Source organism: Bradyrhizobium sp. UFLA05-112 (assembly GCF_053572325.1).
This window is the reverse complement of the sequence record NZ_JBANBK010000045.1, coordinates 36,531-54,129: the sequence shown is the minus strand read 5'-3', so window position 1 is coordinate 54,129 and position 17,599 is coordinate 36,531. Positions and strand designations below refer to the sequence as shown.

The 17,599-nt window shown below is 64.6% G+C and carries 17 protein-coding genes and 1 pseudogene; 13 read left to right on the top strand and 5 right to left on the bottom strand.

What is annotated here, in order from left to right; genetic code table 11:
* Window positions 1-139: 139 nt before the first annotated feature.
* Window positions 140-3,280 carry a multidrug efflux RND transporter permease subunit gene (locus SO180_RS24675; protein ID WP_449381437.1) on the bottom strand — a complete coding sequence of 1,047 codons (3,141 nt, stop codon included), beginning with the start codon at window positions 3,278-3,280 and terminating at the stop codon, window positions 140-142.
* Between the two features lie 395 nt (window positions 3,281-3,675).
* Between SO180_RS24675 and SO180_RS24670 the strand changes: the two genes are divergently transcribed.
* Entirely contained in the window at window positions 3,676-3,948 is a 273-nt protein-coding gene (locus tag SO180_RS24670) for a DUF3551 domain-containing protein (RefSeq protein ID WP_449381436.1), read from the top strand.
* A gap of 18 nt (window positions 3,949-3,966) precedes the next feature.
* Here SO180_RS24670 and SO180_RS24665 read toward each other — a convergent pair whose 3' ends face one another.
* Window positions 3,967-4,380: a hypothetical protein gene (locus SO180_RS24665; RefSeq protein WP_449381435.1), complete on the bottom strand. Its 414-nt coding sequence runs from the start codon at window positions 4,378-4,380 to the stop codon at window positions 3,967-3,969.
* A gap of 246 nt (window positions 4,381-4,626) precedes the next feature.
* Here SO180_RS24665 and SO180_RS24660 point away from each other — a divergent pair, with 246 nt between their 5' ends.
* The 6 genes from SO180_RS24660 to SO180_RS24635 all read left to right on the top strand — a co-directional run bounded on the left by SO180_RS24660 (window position 4,627) and on the right by SO180_RS24635 (window position 10,683).
* On the top strand, window positions 4,627-6,441 hold the full coding sequence (locus SO180_RS24660; RefSeq protein ID WP_449381450.1) for a long-chain-acyl-CoA synthetase: 1,815 nt from the start codon (window positions 4,627-4,629) through the stop codon (window positions 6,439-6,441).
* A 143-nt stretch (window positions 6,442-6,584) separates the two neighbouring features.
* A complete protein-coding gene (locus SO180_RS24655; RefSeq protein WP_449381434.1) occupies window positions 6,585-6,830 on the top strand; it encodes an acyl carrier protein in 246 nt (81 codons plus the stop codon).
* A complete protein-coding gene (locus SO180_RS24650) occupies window positions 6,817-8,202 on the top strand; it encodes a class I adenylate-forming enzyme family protein (protein WP_449381433.1) in 1,386 nt (461 codons plus the stop codon). Before SO180_RS24655 ends, SO180_RS24650 begins: the two co-directional genes overlap by 14 nt.
* Window positions 8,195-8,917 (top strand): SDR family NAD(P)-dependent oxidoreductase, encoded by a 723-nt coding sequence (locus SO180_RS24645; protein WP_449381432.1) that lies wholly within the window; start codon window positions 8,195-8,197, stop codon window positions 8,915-8,917. Before SO180_RS24650 ends, SO180_RS24645 begins: the two co-directional genes overlap by 8 nt.
* 225 nt (window positions 8,918-9,142) lie before the next feature.
* Entirely contained in the window at window positions 9,143-9,337 is a 195-nt protein-coding gene (locus SO180_RS24640) for a hypothetical protein (RefSeq protein WP_449381431.1), read from the top strand.
* A 200-nt stretch (window positions 9,338-9,537) separates the two neighbouring features.
* Window positions 9,538-10,683 (top strand): DUF3095 domain-containing protein, encoded by a 1,146-nt coding sequence (locus SO180_RS24635; RefSeq protein WP_449381430.1) that lies wholly within the window; start codon window positions 9,538-9,540, stop codon window positions 10,681-10,683.
* A gap of 57 nt (window positions 10,684-10,740) precedes the next feature.
* Here the strand turns inward: SO180_RS24635 and SO180_RS24630 are convergent, their stop codons facing one another.
* From SO180_RS24630 to SO180_RS24620, 3 genes are all read right to left on the bottom strand, one after another.
* Window positions 10,741-11,181, bottom strand: a complete 441-nt coding sequence (locus tag SO180_RS24630) for a DUF2147 domain-containing protein (protein ID WP_449381429.1) — start codon at window positions 11,179-11,181, stop codon at window positions 10,741-10,743.
* Between the two features lie 81 nt (window positions 11,182-11,262).
* Window positions 11,263-12,684 carry an MATE family efflux transporter gene (locus SO180_RS24625; protein WP_449381428.1) on the bottom strand — a complete coding sequence of 474 codons (1,422 nt, stop codon included), beginning with the start codon at window positions 12,682-12,684 and terminating at the stop codon, window positions 11,263-11,265.
* A gap of 81 nt (window positions 12,685-12,765) precedes the next feature.
* Complete coding sequence (locus SO180_RS24620; RefSeq protein WP_449381427.1) at window positions 12,766-13,293, bottom strand: GNAT family N-acetyltransferase; 528 nt, start codon at window positions 13,291-13,293, stop codon at window positions 12,766-12,768.
* A 240-nt stretch (window positions 13,294-13,533) separates the two neighbouring features.
* Between SO180_RS24620 and SO180_RS24615 the strand changes: the two genes are divergently transcribed.
* The 6 genes and pseudogenes from SO180_RS24615 to SO180_RS24590 all read left to right on the top strand — a co-directional run bounded on the left by SO180_RS24615 (window position 13,534) and on the right by SO180_RS24590 (window position 17,594).
* Window positions 13,534-14,130, top strand: coding sequence for a superoxide dismutase (locus SO180_RS24615; RefSeq protein ID WP_449381426.1), 597 nt, complete (start codon window positions 13,534-13,536; stop codon window positions 14,128-14,130).
* 380 nt (window positions 14,131-14,510) lie between these two features.
* A complete protein-coding gene (locus tag SO180_RS24610) occupies window positions 14,511-15,122 on the top strand; it encodes a permease (protein ID WP_449381425.1) in 612 nt (203 codons plus the stop codon).
* Window positions 15,119-15,620 (top strand): annotated as a pseudogene (locus SO180_RS24605) (hypothetical protein). The gene SO180_RS24610 and the pseudogene SO180_RS24605 overlap by 4 nt, the downstream one beginning before the upstream one ends.
* A 106-nt stretch (window positions 15,621-15,726) precedes the next feature.
* Window positions 15,727-15,963: a hypothetical protein gene (locus SO180_RS24600; protein ID WP_449381424.1), complete on the top strand. Its 237-nt coding sequence runs from the start codon at window positions 15,727-15,729 to the stop codon at window positions 15,961-15,963.
* A 2-nt stretch (window positions 15,964-15,965) separates the two neighbouring features.
* Window positions 15,966-16,721: a metal ABC transporter ATP-binding protein gene (locus tag SO180_RS24595; RefSeq protein ID WP_449381423.1), complete on the top strand. Its 756-nt coding sequence runs from the start codon at window positions 15,966-15,968 to the stop codon at window positions 16,719-16,721.
* A 6-nt stretch (window positions 16,722-16,727) separates the two neighbouring features.
* Entirely contained in the window at window positions 16,728-17,594 is an 867-nt protein-coding gene (locus SO180_RS24590; protein ID WP_449381422.1) for a metal ABC transporter permease, read from the top strand.
* Window positions 17,595-17,599: the final 5 nt, after the last annotated feature.

Genomic DNA, 17,599 nt, shown 5'->3' with positions numbered 1-17,599 from the left:
CATTGCGAGGAGCCACCCGGTCCTGCCTTCGGCGGGCCGGATGACAGGCTCCGCGACGAAGCAATCCAGATTTGCTCCGCGGAGACGGTCCTGGATTGCTTCGCTGCGCTCGCAATGACGGAGACTGTGGCGTCGTCGCTCACTCCGCCGCGTCCTTCCGCTCGTCGCGCGCGGCCTCTGCCTGCGGTTTCGGCTTCTTTGCCATCCAGCGCGAGAGCAGATTGGAGAAGCGGTCGAGATAGAGATAGACGACCGGTGTCGTGAACAGCGTGAGGGCCTGGCTGACCAGGAGGCCGCCGACCATGGCATAGCCAAGCGGCTGGCGGATCTCCGCGCCGGTGCCGGTTCCGAGCATCAAGGGCACGCCGCCGAGCAGCGCCGCCATCGTCGTCATCATGATGGGACGAAAGCGCAGCAGCGCGGCCTGGCGGATCGACTGCTCCGGCGACAGATGCTGCTCGCGTTCGGCGACGATCGCGAAATCCACCATCATGATGCCGTTCTTCTTGACGATGCCGATCAGGAGAATGATGCCGATCAAGGCGATCAGGCTGAAGTCGAAGCCGAAGATCATCAGGATGGCGATCGCGCCGACGCCGGCGGAAGGCAGCGTTGAGAGAATGGTGAGGGGGTGGATGTAGCTCTCGTAGAGCACGCCCAGGATCAGGTAGACCACGACGAGCGCGGCGAGGATCAGCAGCGGCACGGTGCCGAGCGATTGCTGGAATGCCTGGGCAGTGCCCTGGAAGCTCGTTGCCAGCGTCGGCGGCGCGCGCATCTCGCTGACGGTTTGCGAGACCGCGTCGGTCGCCTGCCCGAGTGCCACGTCCTCGGCGAGGTTGAAGCTGATCGTCACCGCCGGAAATTGGCCCTGATGCGCGATCGCGAGCGGCCGCACCGGCACATTGGTCCAGCTGCAGAAGACCGAAAGCGGCACCTGCTCGCCCGTCAGCGGCGACCGGATGTAGAGCTTGTCGAGCGTATTTAGCTTGCCCTGGAGCTCCGGGGTGATCTCGAGGATCACGTGATAGCTGTTGGTCTGGGTGAAATACTGCGTGACCTGGCGCTGGCCGAAGGCATCATAGAGCGTATCGTCGATCAGCTGCGGCTGGATGCCGTAGCGTGCGGCGGCGTCGCGGTTGATGGTGAGTTGAAGCGTCGTGCCTTCGGTTTGCTGGTCGGTCGCGACATCGCGAAGCTGCGGCAGCGTCTTCATCGCCTCCAGGATCTTTGGCGCCCATGCGTTCAGCTCGGCGAGATTGGCGTCCTGGAGCGTGAACTCGAACTGGGTGCGCGTGGCGCGGCCGCCGAGGCGGACGTCCTGCGAGGCCTGCATATAGAGGCGGGCGCCCTCGACCTCCGCGAGCTTCGGCCGCAATCGCGCGATGATCTGCTGCGCGCTGACGTCACGCTCTTCCCGTGGCTTCAAGGTGATGTACATGCGCCCGGAATTCAGCGCGGTGCCGCCGCCGCCGATGAACATCGCGATCGAATCGACGGCGGGATCGGCCTGCACGATCGCGTTGAGCTCCTCCTGGCGCCGCTTCATCTCCGTAAACGAGATGTCCTGCGGCATCTCGGAGACTGCAGTCAGGAAGCCGTTGTCCTGCTGCGGGAAGAATCCCTTCGGGATCAGGATGAAGAGGTAGACCGACAACGCGATGGTTGCAAAGAAGATGCAGAGCGTGATGAAGCTGTGTTTGAGCGCGATGTCGAGCCCGCGCTCATAGGTGCCGAGCAGGCGCTCGAACATCCGCTCGCTCCACTGATAGGCGCGGCCATGCCGCGCCTCGTGACCGGCGCGCAGGAAGCGCGAGGCCATCATTGGCGTCAGCGTCAGCGAGACCACCAGCGAGACGAAGATCGCCATGGCCAGCGTCACGGCGAACTCGCGGAACAGCCGGCCGATGATCCCGCCCATGAGCAGCAGGGGAATCAGCACGGCGATCAGCGAGATGCTGATCGAGACGATGGTGAAGCCGATCTCCGCCGCCCCCTTGTAAGCCGCGGCAAGCGGTCGCTCGCCATGCTCGACGTAGCGGGTGATGTTCTCGAGCATCACGATCGCATCATCGACCACGAACCCGACCGCGATCGTCAGCGCCATCAGGGAGAGGTTGTCCAGCGAATAGCCGAACACCCACATCAGCGAGCAGGCGCCTAGCAGTGCCAGCGGAACGGTCACGGTCGGGATGATCGTGGCCCAGAAGCTGCGCAGGAAGAGAAAGATCACCATCACCACCAGCGCAATGGTGATCAGGAGCGTGATCTGCACGTCCTCGACCGCGTCGCGGATCGTGATGGTGCGATCGCTGATGATCTTGATGGCGATCGCCGGCGGGATCGCCGCCACCAGCCGCGGCAGTTGCGCCTTGATGCGGTCGATGGTGTCGATGACATTGGCGCCGGGCTGCTTGAAGATGACGAGGAATACGCCCCGCTTGCCGTCGGCCCACGCCGCGGTCTTCATGTCCTCGGGGCCGGCCATCGCCTCGCCGATGTCGCGGACGCGCAAGGGAGCGCCATTGCGATAGGCGATGATGACGTCCTGCCATGCCGCGGCTTCGAGCAGCTGGTCGTTGGCGTAGATGGTGTAGGCGCGCCGCGTGCCGTCGATGTTTCCCTTCGGACTGTCGGTGGTGGTGATCGCGATCTGGCTGCGCACGTCCTCCAGCGACAGGCCCTTGGCGACGAGCTTTGCCGGATCGACCTGGATGCGCACCGACGGTTTCTGCTGTCCGCCGACGAAGACCTGCGCAACCCCGGAGATCTGGCTGATCTGCTGGGCAAGCTGGGCGTCGGTGCGGTCGCTGACTGTGGTCAGCGGCAGCGTGTCCGACGTTGCCGACAGGATCATGATCGGCGAATCCGCCGGGTTGACCTTGCGATAGGTAGGGGGTGAGGGCAGGTTTTTCGGCAATTGGCCGCTCGCCGCGTTGATCGCGGCCTGAACGTCGTTGGCGGCGGCGTCGATCTGGCGGTTGAGATCGAACTGGATGGTGATCGAGGCCGAACCGAGCGAGCTCGTCGATGTCATCTGCGCGATGCCGGGGATCTGCGCGAGCTGCCGCTCGAGCGGCTGCGCCACCGAGGAGGCCATCGTTTCCGGGCTGCCGCCGGGGAGTGATGCGGAAAGCTGGATGGTCGGAAAGTCGACCTGCGGCAGCGGTGCAACCGGCAGCAGCGGATAGGCCACGAGGCCGACGAACAGGATACCCGCCATCAGCAGCGAGGTGCCGATCGGGTAACGGATGAACAGAGACGAGAAGCTCTCTTGCATGCCCTGAAACCATCGACTGGCCAGCGCATCTTCTCCTCGCAAAAAGCGGAGTCGCGCCCGAGAGCCCGAGCGCGAATGTGCGTTTCCTTCAGCCTAAAGCTTGTTGATTGCCCTGAGCCATCGGCGGTTCGGGGCCGGCGTTGTGACAGCAAGATTAGTCCCTTCGCGCCGGCTTGCGAACGGAATCCTGCGGGGGATGATTGCGACCTTTGTCGAACGGGGGTGGCCCGCAGATATGCGCTTTCTGCAGGTCAAAAGACGTCAGCTCGCCTCCTCTTTCGAACGTGCGTCGCAAGCGGGAGAGGTATGTTGCGGAGCGGTCGCCTCCGCCGCCGCGTTATGCCATATCGGAACCGTGCGACGCCCGCCGTCGCTGCCGATTCGAGGAATTTCCGATGCGCATACCGCTCCTGACCATCATCGCCATCGCCGCGCTCCAGGCTGCGACGCCTGCCAGCGCCCAGCGCTACGACCCGCGCTATCCGGTGTGCATGCACGTCTACACGGGAGGGATGCGCAGTGGTGGCAGCGACTGGTTCGACTGCTCGTTCACGTCGCTGGAGCAGTGCCGCGCCACGGCCTCAGGCCTGTCCGCGTCATGCGATGTCAATCCCTACTACAACTACGATCAGCCACAGCCGCGGCGTCGTCCCAAGCGGGTCGACTAGCGCGCCAGCGCTTGCCCGTCAGCGCTCGCCAGGCCACCATTCCGAGCGCGGATCGCGCACGGAGATCCTCGTGGTGCGCAGCGCCACGAGATGGCTGCGCTTGTAGGGAAACCCTGACAGCTCCGAGCATTGCCGGCAGCGCATGTAACGTTCCAGCTCGTGGATCGGCGTCGACTTCTTGCGCCTGATGATATCGAGCGCGACGGTCTGGTGCGTCTCGCAGCCGAGGCACTTCACCTCGAGATAGCGGTAGCCGGCGTTCAGCGCGTCGCCCAGCGTCGGCGACGGCTGCGCCGGCCCCTGAAAGGACAGCATCCGCTTGTTCCAGGCCTCGCAGGCCAGGCGGTCGGCCTCTTTCCGTGCCGCTGCCGCCCGTTCCGCCGCCGCGCGAACGGATGCGCCGTAGATTCGCTCGCGAGATTTGTTGCCCATGGCGCAAGACAATGCGCGCGCAGGAGAGGCGAGGGCAAGCCGCTAGGGATTGCGGGTGTGGATGCTGCGGACGCAAGCCGCGTTGCGCGTGGGTGTACGCCACGGCAGTACATCGTTCCCGTCGGCTTGGTAAAGGAATGACTAGAGTTAATCGCGGACTAACCGCGTTTTACCTTGTCTCTTAACGCCTGGTCAGGGGCTCGCGGTCTATAGCTACCGTGACAGACGAGTGGCCAGCCGAAAGACATCAACAACATGAACACCGGCGTCATCGAGCAGGCGACATCGACGCGCACGCCCTCGGCCTCGAAAATCTGGCTGAAGGCGATCGAGCTCACCGCGCGCATCGAGACGCTGCCGGGCCGGCTGTTCGCCGATGTCGTCGAGGATTGGGCGAGGCGTCAGCCGGATCGCGCGGCGCTCGTCACGGACGACGAAACGATCAGTTACGATCAGCTCGCAAAACGCATCAACCGCTACGCGCGCTGGGCGCGCTCGGTCGGTCTTGTGAAGGGCGACACTGTCGGTATGATCATGCCGAATGGCGTCGACTATGTCGCCGCCTGGCTCGGTATCAGTCGCATCGGCGCCGTCGTCGCGCTGATCAACACCAAGCTGGTCGGGCAGTCGCTCGCGCATTGCATCGATGTCGCAAAACCGTCCCACCTCATCGTCGCGCATGATCTCATCGAGGCGCTTGCCGATGCCACGCCGCACCTGACTTCGGCTGCGAAGATCTGGACCCATGGCGATGCGCGCAGCGAGCGCTCCATCGATGTGGCGCTGGCCGCGCTCGATGACGGCCCGCTCGCGCCGGACGAGCACGGCGACGTGACCATCAATGACCGCGCGCTACTGATCTACACTTCCGGCACGACGGGCCTGCCGAAGGCCGCCAGCATCAGCCATCGCCGCATCCTCAACTGGGGCTTTTGGTTCGCTGGTCTCACCGGTGCCACGCCACAGGACCGGCTCTACGACTGCCTGCCGCTGTTTCATTCCGTCGGCGGAATCGTCGCGCCCTGCAGCATGCTTGCCGCCGGCGGCTCGGTGGTGATCGTGGACAAATTCTCGGCGACGAATTTCTGGCCCGACATCGTCCGGCATGACTGCACGCTGTTCCAGTATATCGGCGAACTCTGCCGCTATCTCCTGAAGGCGCCGCCGTCGGAATACGAAAATCGTCATCGCCTGCGGCTCGTCTGCGGCAACGGCCTGCGCGGCGACATCTGGGAGGATTTCCAGGCGCGCTTTGCGCCTCCCCGCATCCTCGAATTCTATGCGGCGACCGAGGGCAATTTCTCGCTGTTCAACGTCGAGGGCAGGCCGGGCGCGATCGGTCGTATCCCGCCGCTGCTCGCGCATCGTTTTCCGGCGACGATCGTCAAGCTCGATCCTGATGCCGGCATGCCCTTGCGCAATGCCGACGGCCTTTGCATTGCCTGCGCACGCGGCGAGGCCGGCGAAGCCATCGGCCGCATCGGCACTGCCGATGAAGGCGGAGGCCGTTTCGAGGGCTATACCGACGCCGGCGAGACAGAGAAGAAGATTTTGCGCGACGTCTTCGTTCACGGCGATGCCTGGTTCCGCACCGGCGACCTGATGCAGCTCGACGACAAGGGCTTTTTCCACTTCGTCGACCGCATCGGCGACACCTTCCGCTGGAAAGGCGAGAACGTCGCGACGTCGGAGGTCAACGACGCCGTGCGTGATTGCACCGGCGTGGTCGACGCAACGACCTACGGCGTCGGCATTCCCGGCACCGACGGCCGCGCCGGCATGAGCACGATCGTGGTCAACGAGGGCTTTGATCTCACCGCGCTCGCGGGTCATCTCGCCGCGCGCCTGCCTCATTACGCCCGTCCGGTCTTCATCCGTATCTCGACCGAGCTCGATGCGACCGAGACTTTCAAGCAGAAGAAGAGCCAGCTTGCGCGCGAGGGATTTGATCCCCGTGCGATCGCCGATCCGCTGTACGTGATGGAGCCGAAGTCCGGCGCCTATGTCGCAGTTGACCAGGAGACATATGCGCAAATTGTTGACGGTTCTATCAGGCTCTAATGGACTACAAAAACAGAGATAGGTCCAATTTTATCCGAATTGTCCAAGAAGCCATTTACCTCTGTCCGGTAAACCACGGAGCAATGGGAAGCAGGCACTCCGGAAGACGACCAAGCAACAGCAAACACGAAGCGAGCGCAGCAATGTCGATAAGGTTAAAGGTCACTGAAGCGATCAGGCAGATTGCCAAGGAGCAGCACGTCACGCTGCCGGAGCTGACGGACGACCTGTCGCTGCATGAGACGGGCTTCGATTCGCTCGCCTTCGCGATCCTGGTCGCGCGCCTCGAGGACGAGATCGGCGTCGATCCCTTCACGATTTCCGAGGACGCTGCCTTCCCCGCGACCGTCGGCGATTTCGTGCGGGCCTACGAAAATGTCCCCGCGTGAGATCTTTGCACTCCGCGACTATCTCGGCGCGGAGCTGAAGGGACGCACGCTGTCGGACGCGCACGATCTGGTGTCGCTGACTGATGTCCTGTCGCAGACGGTCCTGGGCGGCCGTCTCGGCGAGTTGGCCGGCCGATCGGTGCTGCTGAAACTGTCGGACCAGCTCAAGTCCGGCCTTGCCATGATCGAGCTCGACGGCATCGCCCGGCGCATGCTGTTGTGCCCGCCGGATCTCAATCCGGCGCACCTCGGCGCGCTGATTGCCGACGCGGAGATCGATGCCGTCGTTACCGACGAGCCGGAATTCTGGAGAGACAGCGCGCTTCCGCTCGTCGTGATCGCGCAACTGCCGCTCACCGCGACTACGCCCGGCAAATCCGAGCGCGCCACCGAATGGCTGATGCTGACCTCGGGCACCTCAGGCGTGCCGAAGATCGCAGCGCATACGCTGGAAGCGCTGACCGGCGCGATCCGGGCCGAGGCGCCCGCGCGCGGCCCCGCGCCGGTCTGGGCAACTTTCTACGACATCCGCCGCTATGGTGGCCTTCAGATATTCTTGCGCGCGATCCTTTCCGGCGGCTCGATGGTGCTGTCGGACGCGCATGAGGTTCTCGCGGACCATGTCGCGCGGCTGAACGCGCGCGGTGTCTCGCACATTTCCGGTACGCCCTCGCATTGGCGCAAGCTCCTGATGAGCGGCTCAGCCGCGCAATTTGCGCCACGCTATGTCCGCCTCTCCGGCGAGATCGCAGACCAGGCCGTGCTCGAGGGCCTGAAGGCGGCATTCCCCAACGCCTCGATCGGCCATGCCTATGCCTCGACGGAAGCCGGCGTCGGCTTTGCCGTCAACGATGGGCTCGAAGGTTTCCCCGCCGACTATATCGGCGTGAACGCCAGTGGCGTCGAGATGAAGATCGTCGACGGCTCGCTGCGCATCAGGTCGAAGCGCACCGCGCATGCCTATATCGGCCGCAATGCCGGCAAGCTCGCCGAGGACGACGGCTTCGTCGACACCGGTGACATGATAGAGCTGCGCGGCGACCGCTACCATTTCGTCGGCCGCCGCGGCGGCATCATCAATATCGGCGGGCTGAAGGTTCATCCCGAGGAGATCGAGGCGGTCATCAACCGTCATCCGGGCGTGCGGATATCGCGCGCGAAATCGCGCAAGAGCCCGATCACCGGCGGCATCGTCGTGGCCGACGTGATCCTTGCCGACGGCACCGATCCGGCGCAGGCGAAGGATATCCGCGAGCAGATCCTGGACCGGTGCCGGGTGCAGCTCGCCTCGCACAAGGTGCCGGCGGTGATCCGCTTCGTCCAGACGCTCGACGTCACCCCGGCCGGAAAGCTGGCGCGCACCGATGCATAACGTCCTCATCACCGGCGGCAGCCGCGGCATTGGCCTTGCGATCGCGACGCGCCTGGTGGGCGCCGGCTATAACGTGATCGCGGTGGCGCGGCGCGAGACCGAGGAGCTCGCGGCAGCGGTGCGCGCATCGGAGAAGCGCCTGCATTTCCGCGCTTGCGACCTCGCTGTGATCGACGCGATCCCGGCCTTCGCAAAGCTGGTGCGCGACGAGTTCGGTCCGATCTATGGCCTCGTCAACAATGCCGGCCTCGGCACCGAGGGTCTGCTTGCGACCATGCACAATTCCGAGATCGAGGCGCTGGTGCAGCTCAACGTGTTGTCGCCGATCATCCTCACCAAATATATCGCGCGGCAAATGATGGCCGACGGCGCAGGCCGCATCATCAACATCTCCTCGATCATCGCCACGACCGGCTACAACGGTCTGTCGGTCTATGGCGCGACCAAGGCTGCCGCGACCGGCTTCACGAAATCGCTGGCGCGCGAGGTCGGTAAGCTCGGCATCACCGTGAATGCGATCGCGCCCGGCTTCATCGATACCGAGCTGACGCAGAATCTCTCCGATGAAGGCCGCAAGCGGATCGCTGGCCGCAGTGCGCTGCGCCGGTTGCCCGAGACCGACGACGTCGCGCGGATGGTCGAGTATCTGCTCGGTGAAGGCGGACGCAACGTCACGGGTACGGTGTTCACAATCGATGCGGGAAATACCGCTTAGATCACGATCCGGACCCGAAGGGCCGCGTTAGCGCAAAGTGTGCAGCGGTTTTCGCTGGCGACAAACGCGGAACGCGTTTGCATTGCTCAAACAGTAACGGGGAACCGCAGCGCTACAAATTGAATTGACCGGGCTCAATTTCATTTCAGCGCGTTTGGTTCTAAGATGCTCCGCAATCGGTTGGCTTACGTCAATCGATCTGCCCTAATCGACAGGGAGCAGTGCATGACCGCTTCGAACCTTCCCCGGGTGTCAGCGCAGTCATCTCAAGCGAGAGAGAGCATCAGCAACTGCAAGCCGATGTCGCATCAGAATTCCGGCGATCATGGCTACGAGATGTATCCACAGCAATTCGTGCGGCTGATCGGCTGCCATGACGTGCACGCGCCCTCGGTGGCGGAGAACGAGAAGCTGCACTAGCGCTGCTTCCACGACATCGCGCAAAAGACCCAATCCGTTTTGCTTGCCGATCGCGTCCGCTGGCGCGACGCGAACGATGCTCTTGTTGTCCGGACCTGTTTCCGCCAATTATTACCAATCCCTCCAGGGTGAGCCGACCGGCGAACCCAATCGATTCCTGCCCCGTATCTTGATTGTGCGATACACATCGGTCCCAGGCGATGACACCAGGCGTCTCCTTCTACAGCAGCATCGCTGTCTTCCGCGGCTTCACCAGCCTGATGGATCCCTCCCTCTATTCGCCGTTGCCGGATGATTGGACCATCGGGGTGGCCGACATCGTCGATTCGACCAAGGCGATTGCCGCGCAGCGCTACAAGGCGGTCAACATGGCCGGTGCTGCGGTGATCGCAGCCGTCACCAACGCGCTGGAGGGACGGGAATTCCCCTTCGTGTTCGGCGGCGACGGCGCGAGCTTTGCGGTCGGGCCCGGCGATCTCGATCGTGCCCGTGAGGCGCTGGCCGCGACGGCGACCTGGGTCAGGCAGGATCTCGATCTGAAGATGCGCGTCGCGCTGGTGCCGGTCAGCGCGATCCGCGCGCAAGGGCTGGACGTGCGCGTCGCACGCTTCGGGCCGTCGGCCAACCTGTCCTATGCGATGTTCTCCGGCGGGGGATTGGGGTGGGCTGAAGCCGCGATGAAGCGCGGCGAGTTCGCGGTTCTGGACGCGCCCGACGACACGCAGCCTGATCTGTCCGGCCTGTCCTGCCGGTTCGAGGAGATCCCGGCCTCGCGCGGGCTCATCCTGTCGGTGCTGGTGGTGCCGGCGCGCGGTGCCGATCCGCCTGCCTTCCGCAAAGTGATCGAGGATGTGATCCATCTCGTCGAGCGCAGTCCGGATGCGGGCCGGCCGGTGCCGCCGCAGGGCCCGCCGCTGAAATGGCCGCCGCAGGGGCTCGACTTCGAGGCGCGCGCCAGGCGCGGCGGCTCGCTCCTCAAGCGCCGCGTCAGCGTGCTGGCCTATACACTGTTCGCCTACATGATCGTGCGCTTTGACATCAAGGTCGGCGGCTTCGTGCCGAAGACCTATACGCGGCAGGTCGTCGAGAACTCGGACTTCCGCAAATATGACGACGGGCTGCGCATGATCCTCGACTGCACGCCTGAGCTCGAGCGCAACTTGAGCGATCGACTCGCAGCCGCGGCGAAGAGCGGTGTCGTGCGCTACGGCCTGCACCGGCAGGATGCGGCAATGATGACCTGCTTCACGCCCTCAGCGCTGCGCAGCGACCACGTCCACTTCATCGACGGAGCCCGGGGCGGCTACGCATCGGCGGCGACGGCGCTGAAGGCGATGGTGGCGTGACGCCATTCCAGAAGCGGATTGTGGCTTCACCTCTCCCCGCTGGGGAGATGTGAGCAGTCAGCGTCCGACGCGCGTCCAGGTTTCGCCGCCGCAGAGCGCGCCGACGCAGCCTTCGACGCGGAGCGTATCAGTGCCGGTGACGGAGATGTTGCTCGCATAGGCATTGCCGTCATCGGCGTTGTAGATCTGCCCCGACCATTTGTTCGCTCCTGAAGGCTGCATGCCGCTGAACAACGGCAATCCGATCAGCGGGCGCCTGGCGAGCGCGGGATTTGCATTCTTGCTGTCGCTGGCGGGCTGACCGGTCGCGGTGTCGTAGGGCTCCTTCAGCCAGACGATGACGCCGCAGATGCCGCCGCCGCATTTGCTGACCTTCACCCGTGCATCGCCCGCCTGGGTCAGCCAGGTCCCGCTCGCATCGGCGCTCTGCGCACGTGCGGCAGGCGCGCCGAACAGCGCAGCGAGACAGGCGACGAGAACAGCGAATCTGCGGATCATGGAGAGCCCCGGAAAATGGAGGCGTCTCCATAGCAGCAAATCAGGATCATGCAACGCGCGGCTGCAATCACATTCCTGCGTTCATTTGCCCCAGCGCGCGAGGGCAACGGACGTTGCCGTGGACAGCCCGAACACCGCCATGGCGCCGCCGATCAGAGCGAACAGTGTCCAGGCCGGCGCCTGAGCAGTCGTGAGCGCGGCACCGCCGACGGCAACGATCAGGAGCCGCGCAGTGGACGCAAGCACCGGACCTCCGACGCGCGCGGCACCTTGCGATGAGAAATAAAGCGACACGCCGACGCCGAAGAAGACGAAGGCCGGCCCCGCCCAGTGGAAATAGCTGTGTGCAGCGGCGGTGACGCCGGCGTCGCGCGTGAACAGCGAGACCCACAGCGCCGGATCGAGCGCGACGACGAGGCCGATCAGGCCGACGATGAGGCCTGCCGCTGCCGCCGCCGTCCAGGCGACACGCCGCGCGCGCTGCAACTGGCCGGCGCCAATCGCCATGCCGACCATCGGCACCGAGGCGATGCCGAAGGCGAAGGTGATCGGGATCAGCAGGAATTCCAGCCGCGAGCCGATGCCGTAGCCGGCGAGCATCTCGGTACCGAAGCTTGCGAGAATTTTCGTGAAGATCAGGATGGTGAGCACGGTCTGCAGCGGTGACAGGCAGGCCACCGCGCCGACCTTGAGGATGTCGAGGAACATGCCGCGCTCGAACCGGAACGCCTTGAAATTCAGCGCCAGGCTGCTGCGGCCGGCGAGCAGATACCAGACGAAGAAGACTGCCGCGAGCGTGAAGGCGATGAGTTGGCCGGAGGCGACGCCGCGCATGCCGAGTTGCGGCACGCCGAACAGGCCGAGCCCGAGCGTACCGCCGACCGCGACCTGCACCAGGCTGGCGCCGATCAGTGTCATCGAGGGCAGGCGCATGTCGCCGGTGCCGCGGATCACCGAGGCAAGCGTGTTGACCAGCCAGATCGCGATCGCGCCGGAGAACAGCACCTGCGAATAGTTGCAGGCTTCTTCCAGGACATTGCCGCGGCCGCCGAGCAGCGTGAAGAAGCTGCGGCCGAACAGCAGCATCATCACGGTGAAGAACAGCCCGCCGCAAATGCCGATGATGGCGGCGTGCAGCGCCAGCGTCGCGGCGCGATTTCGATCGCCCGCGCCGAGCGCCCGGCTGATCGCGGACGACACGCCGCCGCCCATCGCGCCCGCGCTCATCATTTGCGTCAGCATGGCGAAGGGAAACACCAGCGCGATCGCGGCCAGCGCAATAGTGCCGAGCCGGCCGATATAGGAGGTCTCGGCGATCGCGACCAGCGTGCTGCCGACCATCGCGATCATGTTGGGGATCGCCAACCTGAGCAGCGTCGGCAGGATCGGCGCGATCAAAAGGCTGGCGATGGGCGACGTCACCGGGGCACGCGAGGCGGCCGGGGCACGCGAGGCGGCCGGGGCACGTGACGGTGCGGCGTCTATGGGGGCGTCTATCGTCATGTGTCACCGGGCGAAATTAGATGATGGACAACATATTATAATGCAGACATCGTCAGCGCCAGCCCTCCATTCAAGCAGGGCTCACCACGGCAGGCCGCATAGGTCGATGGTGCCCAGGCGCGGCGCGCGGACGACATCGAAGACGAACGGTGCGCTACAATCGAAGCGGATCCGCCCCTCCGGCTGCTCGCAATAGACATCGCCGGTGAAAGGATGCCAGTTACGGGCCTGGTAGAATGCGAAATTATGCGGCTCGCAGAACAGGAGCGCGAAGCGGACGGCCTCGTTGGCGCGAATTGTGTGAACAGCGGCATCGATAGCAAGCGTCGCGTAGCCGCGCCCACGGCAATCCTCGCGCGTGCAGACACCGCCGATGCCGCCAACATGAACCTTGCGGCCGTTCCAGGTGATGGTGCGGAAGTAGATGCCTACATGACAGGCAAGCCCGCCCTCAGGCGCCTCGATCAACACGCGAAGCTCGGTATCGGCCCACTTGATGTGGCTCCAGGGCCGCTTCTCGACGGCATCACGCGGCCAGACTGCCTTGAACAGCGGCTCGGCGATTTGCCATGAGGCGTCGCCGTTCAAGATGTCGATCTCGATGCTCATGGGGCCGCTCTTCCTGTTTTCCCGCGCAACGGCGCATTCGTTCTCTCTTAAACGCTTCAAAGGCAATGATATTTTGCATCAGCCCCCGCGAAGCTTTTGTTCTGAGCTGAATTTGAGCATTCAGGCCATGCCGACCGCGCCATGCGGTTTCGCAAATTCTAAGGTATTTAACGGCGCAGGAACCTTCTATAAGGGGTGACCGTTAGAACACGTTCCCCACCCAGTTGCGGACAACAAGCCATGACCTTTACGCTCCCCCCACTCCCTTACGCCTATGACGCCCTCGGCCAGTATATGTCGAAGGAAACGCTGGAATATCACCACGACAAGCATCATCAGGCCTACGTCACCAACGGCAATAACGCGCTGAAGGGGACCGAATGGGAAGGCAAGTCCCTCGAGGAGATCGTGAAGGGCTCCTTCGGGAAGAACCCCGCGGTCTTCAACAATGCGGGCCAGCACTACAATCACATCCACTTCTGGAGCTGGATGAAGCCCAATGGCGGCGGCACCAAGCTGCCGGGCAAGCTCGAGAAGAAGATCAATGAAGACCTCGGCGGCTTCGAGAAGTTCAAGACGGACTTCCAGGCGGCGGGCGTCGGCCAGTTCGGCTCCGGTTGGGCTTGGCTGTCCGTGAAGAACGGCAAGCTCGAGATCTCCAAGACGGCGAACGGCGAGAATCCGCTGGTGCACGGCGCCACCCCGATCCTCGGCGTGGACGTCTGGGAGCACTCCTACTACATCGACTATCGCAACCGCCGTCCGGATTATCTGAAGGCGTTCGTCGAGAACCTCGTGAACTGGGAATACGTGGAGTCGCTGTTCGACAAGGCATGAGGCTTCACGTCACCTGACAAGCGAGAAGGCGGTCGCTGTGTGACCGCCTTTTTTGCTGTGCGGAATTCGCGCGCACAGACATTTCCACATCGTCATGGTCGGGCATAGCCGTCCGAAGGACGGCGTCGTTTCCGCTCCGCCTATGTCCCGCGGCCATCCGCGACCTTTCCCGCGGGACGAAGAACGTGGATGCCCGGGACAAGCCCGGGCATGACGAGATTGTGGAGCGAGCGTGCCGAAGGAAGGCGATCCGCCATGCGATTGCTGTTGCTCGGCATAGCCCTGCGCGAGGCGCGCATCGCTCCCGCCATCACTGTGTTTGCATCGCGTCAGTGGCACCCTTAAGCAGAACGGATATCCCCTCGATCCGACCCGAGCCGTTGTCAGAACCTTCCCCGAACAATCCGACGCCTGCCGAGGACGCGGAGTCCGAGCCGCGGCCGGGGCGCATCCGCAAGCCGATCGGCTGGTCGACGATCATCATCGCAGGTCTGGTGGCGGTAAGCGCGGCGCTGGTCTGGCGGCGAGACGGCGCCGACGGCGTCCTCGACATTCTCACCCACGATCTCTCGCTATTCGGCGGCATCCTGCCGCGCGTGCTCGCCGGCTGCCTGCTCGGGGCCTTCATCTCGGAGATCCTGCCGCACGAGAAGGTGTCGCGCTCGCTCGGGCCGAACTCCGGCCTGATGGGCCTTCTGATCGGTACCGCCTTTGGCGCGATCCTGCCGGGCGGGCCCTTCACCGCCTATCCGGTGGCAAGCGCGCTGCTCGCGGTCGGCGCCGATTTCGGCGCCACCATTGCCATGGTCGTGAGCTGGACCCTGATCGGCTATGGCCGGGCGGTCGCCTGGGAAATCCCGATCATGGGCACCGATTTCACGCTGTGGCGGATCGTGATCTCGCTGCCGCTGCCGGTGCTCGCGGGGGCGCTCGGCCGTTTCGTCTATGTCCGGCTCTATCCGAAGCGTGACGCAGGGGACGACGAGACGTGAGCGCAGCACTCCTCATCGATATCCTGTTGTGGGGCTCGGTGCTCGGCGTCGGCCTGATCGCCTTTCGCCGCGGCAAGCCGGTGTTCAAGGCCTCGCTGCGCGAGGGGGCGATGGATTTCGTCAACATCGTGCCGCGGATCGCGCTGGGGGTGATCGGCTCCGGCTACATCGCCGCGATCATCCCGCAGGAGGTGATCACCGGCTGGCTCGGCCCCGATAGCGGCTGGCTTGGGGTGGTCACCGCCGTGGTCGCTGGGGCTGCCACGCCAGGCGGTCCCGTGATCGGATTCTCCATCGGCGCGGTGGCGTTGAAGTCCGGCGGCGGCGTCCCCCAGGTGGTCGCCTATGTCGTCGCCTGGGCGCTGTTCGCCTTCCAGCGGGTGATCCTGTGGGGAAATCCCGTTCATGCCGGCCCGTTTCGTCTGGTTCCGCTGCGCCGTCTCGGTGCCGTTTCCGTTCGTGGCGGCGGCCATCGCCATGGTGATCGGCAAGCCCTGAGAGGCTGCAAATGTTGGCGTCATTCCGGGTTCGATACTTCGCATCGCCCGGAATGACGGGTAAGGTCGGCGTGGACAGGGGTAATGTTATAATATAACATTCCCAAATGGTTCCCGCCGCGTCCCACGTCCACCATCACGACCATTCCCAGGGCCACTCTCATGACCACGCCCATGCCCATGGGCACGACCACACGCACGCCCATGTCCACGACCCCTCGGCGCCGCATCCCGCCCAGGCCGCGCCCTGGTCGATCCTGCGCATGACCATGGTGGGCCGCTTAGCCGCGGCACTGGCCGTCTGCGTGGTGCTCTGGGGCGTGGTCTTTCTGGCGATGAGGTGACCATGGCGGCGCTCGGTTTCCACAATGTCACCCTGGGTTATGACCGCCACCCGGCGGTGCACCACCTCAAGGGCGAGATCGCGCGTGGGGCGCTGGTCGCGGTGATCGGGCCGAACGGCGCGGGCAAGTCGACGCTGCTCCGCGGCATCGTCGGCATCCTCAAGCCGCTGGCAGGCAGCATCCAACTCGGGGGACTCGATCCGCGCGATATCGCCTATCTGCCACAGACCGCCGACATCGACCGCAGCTTCCCGATCTCGGTGTTCGATTTCGTCGGCACGGGGCTGTGGCGTGGGATCGGCCTGTTCGGCGGCATCGGCAAGGCCGCACGCGAGAAGATCCTGGGCGCGATCGCCGCCGTGGGGCTGAACGGCTTCGAGAATCGCCCGATCGGCACGCTGTCCGGCGGGCAGATGCAGCGTGTGCTGTTCGCGCGCGTGCTGCTCCAGGATGCGCGCCTGATCGTGCTGGACGAGCCCTTCAACGCCATCGACAGCAAGACCACGGCCGATCTGCTCGCGCTGGTGACGCGCTGGCATGGCGAGGGCCGCACCGTGCTCGCCGCTCTGCACGATATGGAGATGGTGCGGGCGCACTTCCCGCAAACGCTGTTGCTTGCGCGCGGCCCGGTGGCCTGGGGCGCGACCGCCGAGGTGCTGACGGCGGAGAACCTGATGGTCGCGATGCGGATGTGCGAAGCCTTCGACGACAGCGCGGCGGCCTGCGCCGACGATGACGAGCGCTCGCAGGCGGCATGACGCACGATGTATGACGCGCTGATCGGCCCCTTCACCGAATTCGAGTTCATGCGGCGCGCGCTCGCTGCCGTGGTCGCGCTGTCGCTCGCGGGCGCGCCGATCGGCGTGTTCCTGATGCTGCGGCGGATGAGCCTCGTCGGTGACGCCATGGCACATGCGATCCTCCCTGGTGCCGCGATCGGCTTCCTGCTCTCCGGCCTCAATCTGTTCGCGATGACCGCAGGCGGCCTGATTGCGGGATTTGCGGTCGCTATCCTCGCCGGCGTGGTCGCGCGCTCGACCGGTTTGAAGGAGGACGCCTCGCTTGCGACCTTTTATCTGGCCTCGCTGGCGCTAGGCGTCACCATCGTCTCGATCAAGGGCACCAATATCGATCTGTTGCATGTGCTGTTCGGCAACATCCTCGCCATGGACGACCAGACACTGCTGGTGGTCGCCTTCAACGCCACGATCACGCTGCTCGTGCTCGCGGTGATCTACCGTCCGCTGGTGATCGAGAGCGTCGACCCGCTGTTCCTGCGCACCGTCAGTCGCGCCGGGGGACCGGCGCACCTTGCCTTTCTCGCGCTCGTCGTCATCAATCTCGTCAACGGTTTTCAGGCGCTCGGCACGCTGCTTGCGGTCGGATTGATGATCATGCCTGCCGGCATCGCCCGGTTCTGGTCGCGCGACCTCACCGCGATGATCTCTATCGCGGTCATCGCCGCAGGGGTCTCGGGCTATGCCGGGCTCGTGCTGTCGTTCCAGACGCGGATTCCCTCAGGGCCGGCGATCATCCTGGTGGCGACCGTGTTCTACGTCCTCTCCGTGCTGTTCGGCAGCGTCGGCGGGCTGGTCCGGCAGATGTTTCCGGGCCGGCATCTGGAGGCTTGATTTCA

Bases quoted from the DNA above. Each gene is read 5' to 3' on its own strand.
- SO180_RS24675 (WP_449381437.1), bottom strand. From the start codon at position 3,280: ATGCAAGAGAGCTTCTCGTCTCTGTTCATCCGTTACCCGATCGGCACC.
- SO180_RS24670 (WP_449381436.1), top strand. From the start codon at position 3,676: ATGCGCATACCGCTCCTGACCATCATCGCCATCGCCGCGCTCCAGGCT.
- SO180_RS24665 (WP_449381435.1), bottom strand. From the start codon at position 4,380: ATGGGCAACAAATCTCGCGAGCGAATCTACGGCGCATCCGTTCGCGCG.
- SO180_RS24655 (WP_449381434.1), top strand. From the start codon at position 6,585: ATGTCGATAAGGTTAAAGGTCACTGAAGCGATCAGGCAGATTGCCAAG.
- SO180_RS24650 (WP_449381433.1), top strand. From the start codon at position 6,817: ATGTCCCCGCGTGAGATCTTTGCACTCCGCGACTATCTCGGCGCGGAG.
- SO180_RS24645 (WP_449381432.1), top strand. From the start codon at position 8,195: ATGCATAACGTCCTCATCACCGGCGGCAGCCGCGGCATTGGCCTTGCG.
- SO180_RS24640 (WP_449381431.1), top strand. From the start codon at position 9,143: ATGACCGCTTCGAACCTTCCCCGGGTGTCAGCGCAGTCATCTCAAGCG.
- SO180_RS24635 (WP_449381430.1), top strand. From the start codon at position 9,538: ATGACACCAGGCGTCTCCTTCTACAGCAGCATCGCTGTCTTCCGCGGC.
- SO180_RS24630 (WP_449381429.1), bottom strand. From the start codon at position 11,181: ATGATCCGCAGATTCGCTGTTCTCGTCGCCTGTCTCGCTGCGCTGTTC.
- SO180_RS24625 (WP_449381428.1), bottom strand. From the start codon at position 12,684: ATGACGATAGACGCCCCCATAGACGCCGCACCGTCACGTGCCCCGGCC.
- SO180_RS24620 (WP_449381427.1), bottom strand. From the start codon at position 13,293: ATGAGCATCGAGATCGACATCTTGAACGGCGACGCCTCATGGCAAATC.
- SO180_RS24615 (WP_449381426.1), top strand. From the start codon at position 13,534: ATGACCTTTACGCTCCCCCCACTCCCTTACGCCTATGACGCCCTCGGC.
- SO180_RS24600 (WP_449381424.1), top strand. From the start codon at position 15,727: ATGGTTCCCGCCGCGTCCCACGTCCACCATCACGACCATTCCCAGGGC.
- SO180_RS24595 (WP_449381423.1), top strand. From the start codon at position 15,966: ATGGCGGCGCTCGGTTTCCACAATGTCACCCTGGGTTATGACCGCCAC.
- SO180_RS24590 (WP_449381422.1), top strand. From the start codon at position 16,728: ATGTATGACGCGCTGATCGGCCCCTTCACCGAATTCGAGTTCATGCGG.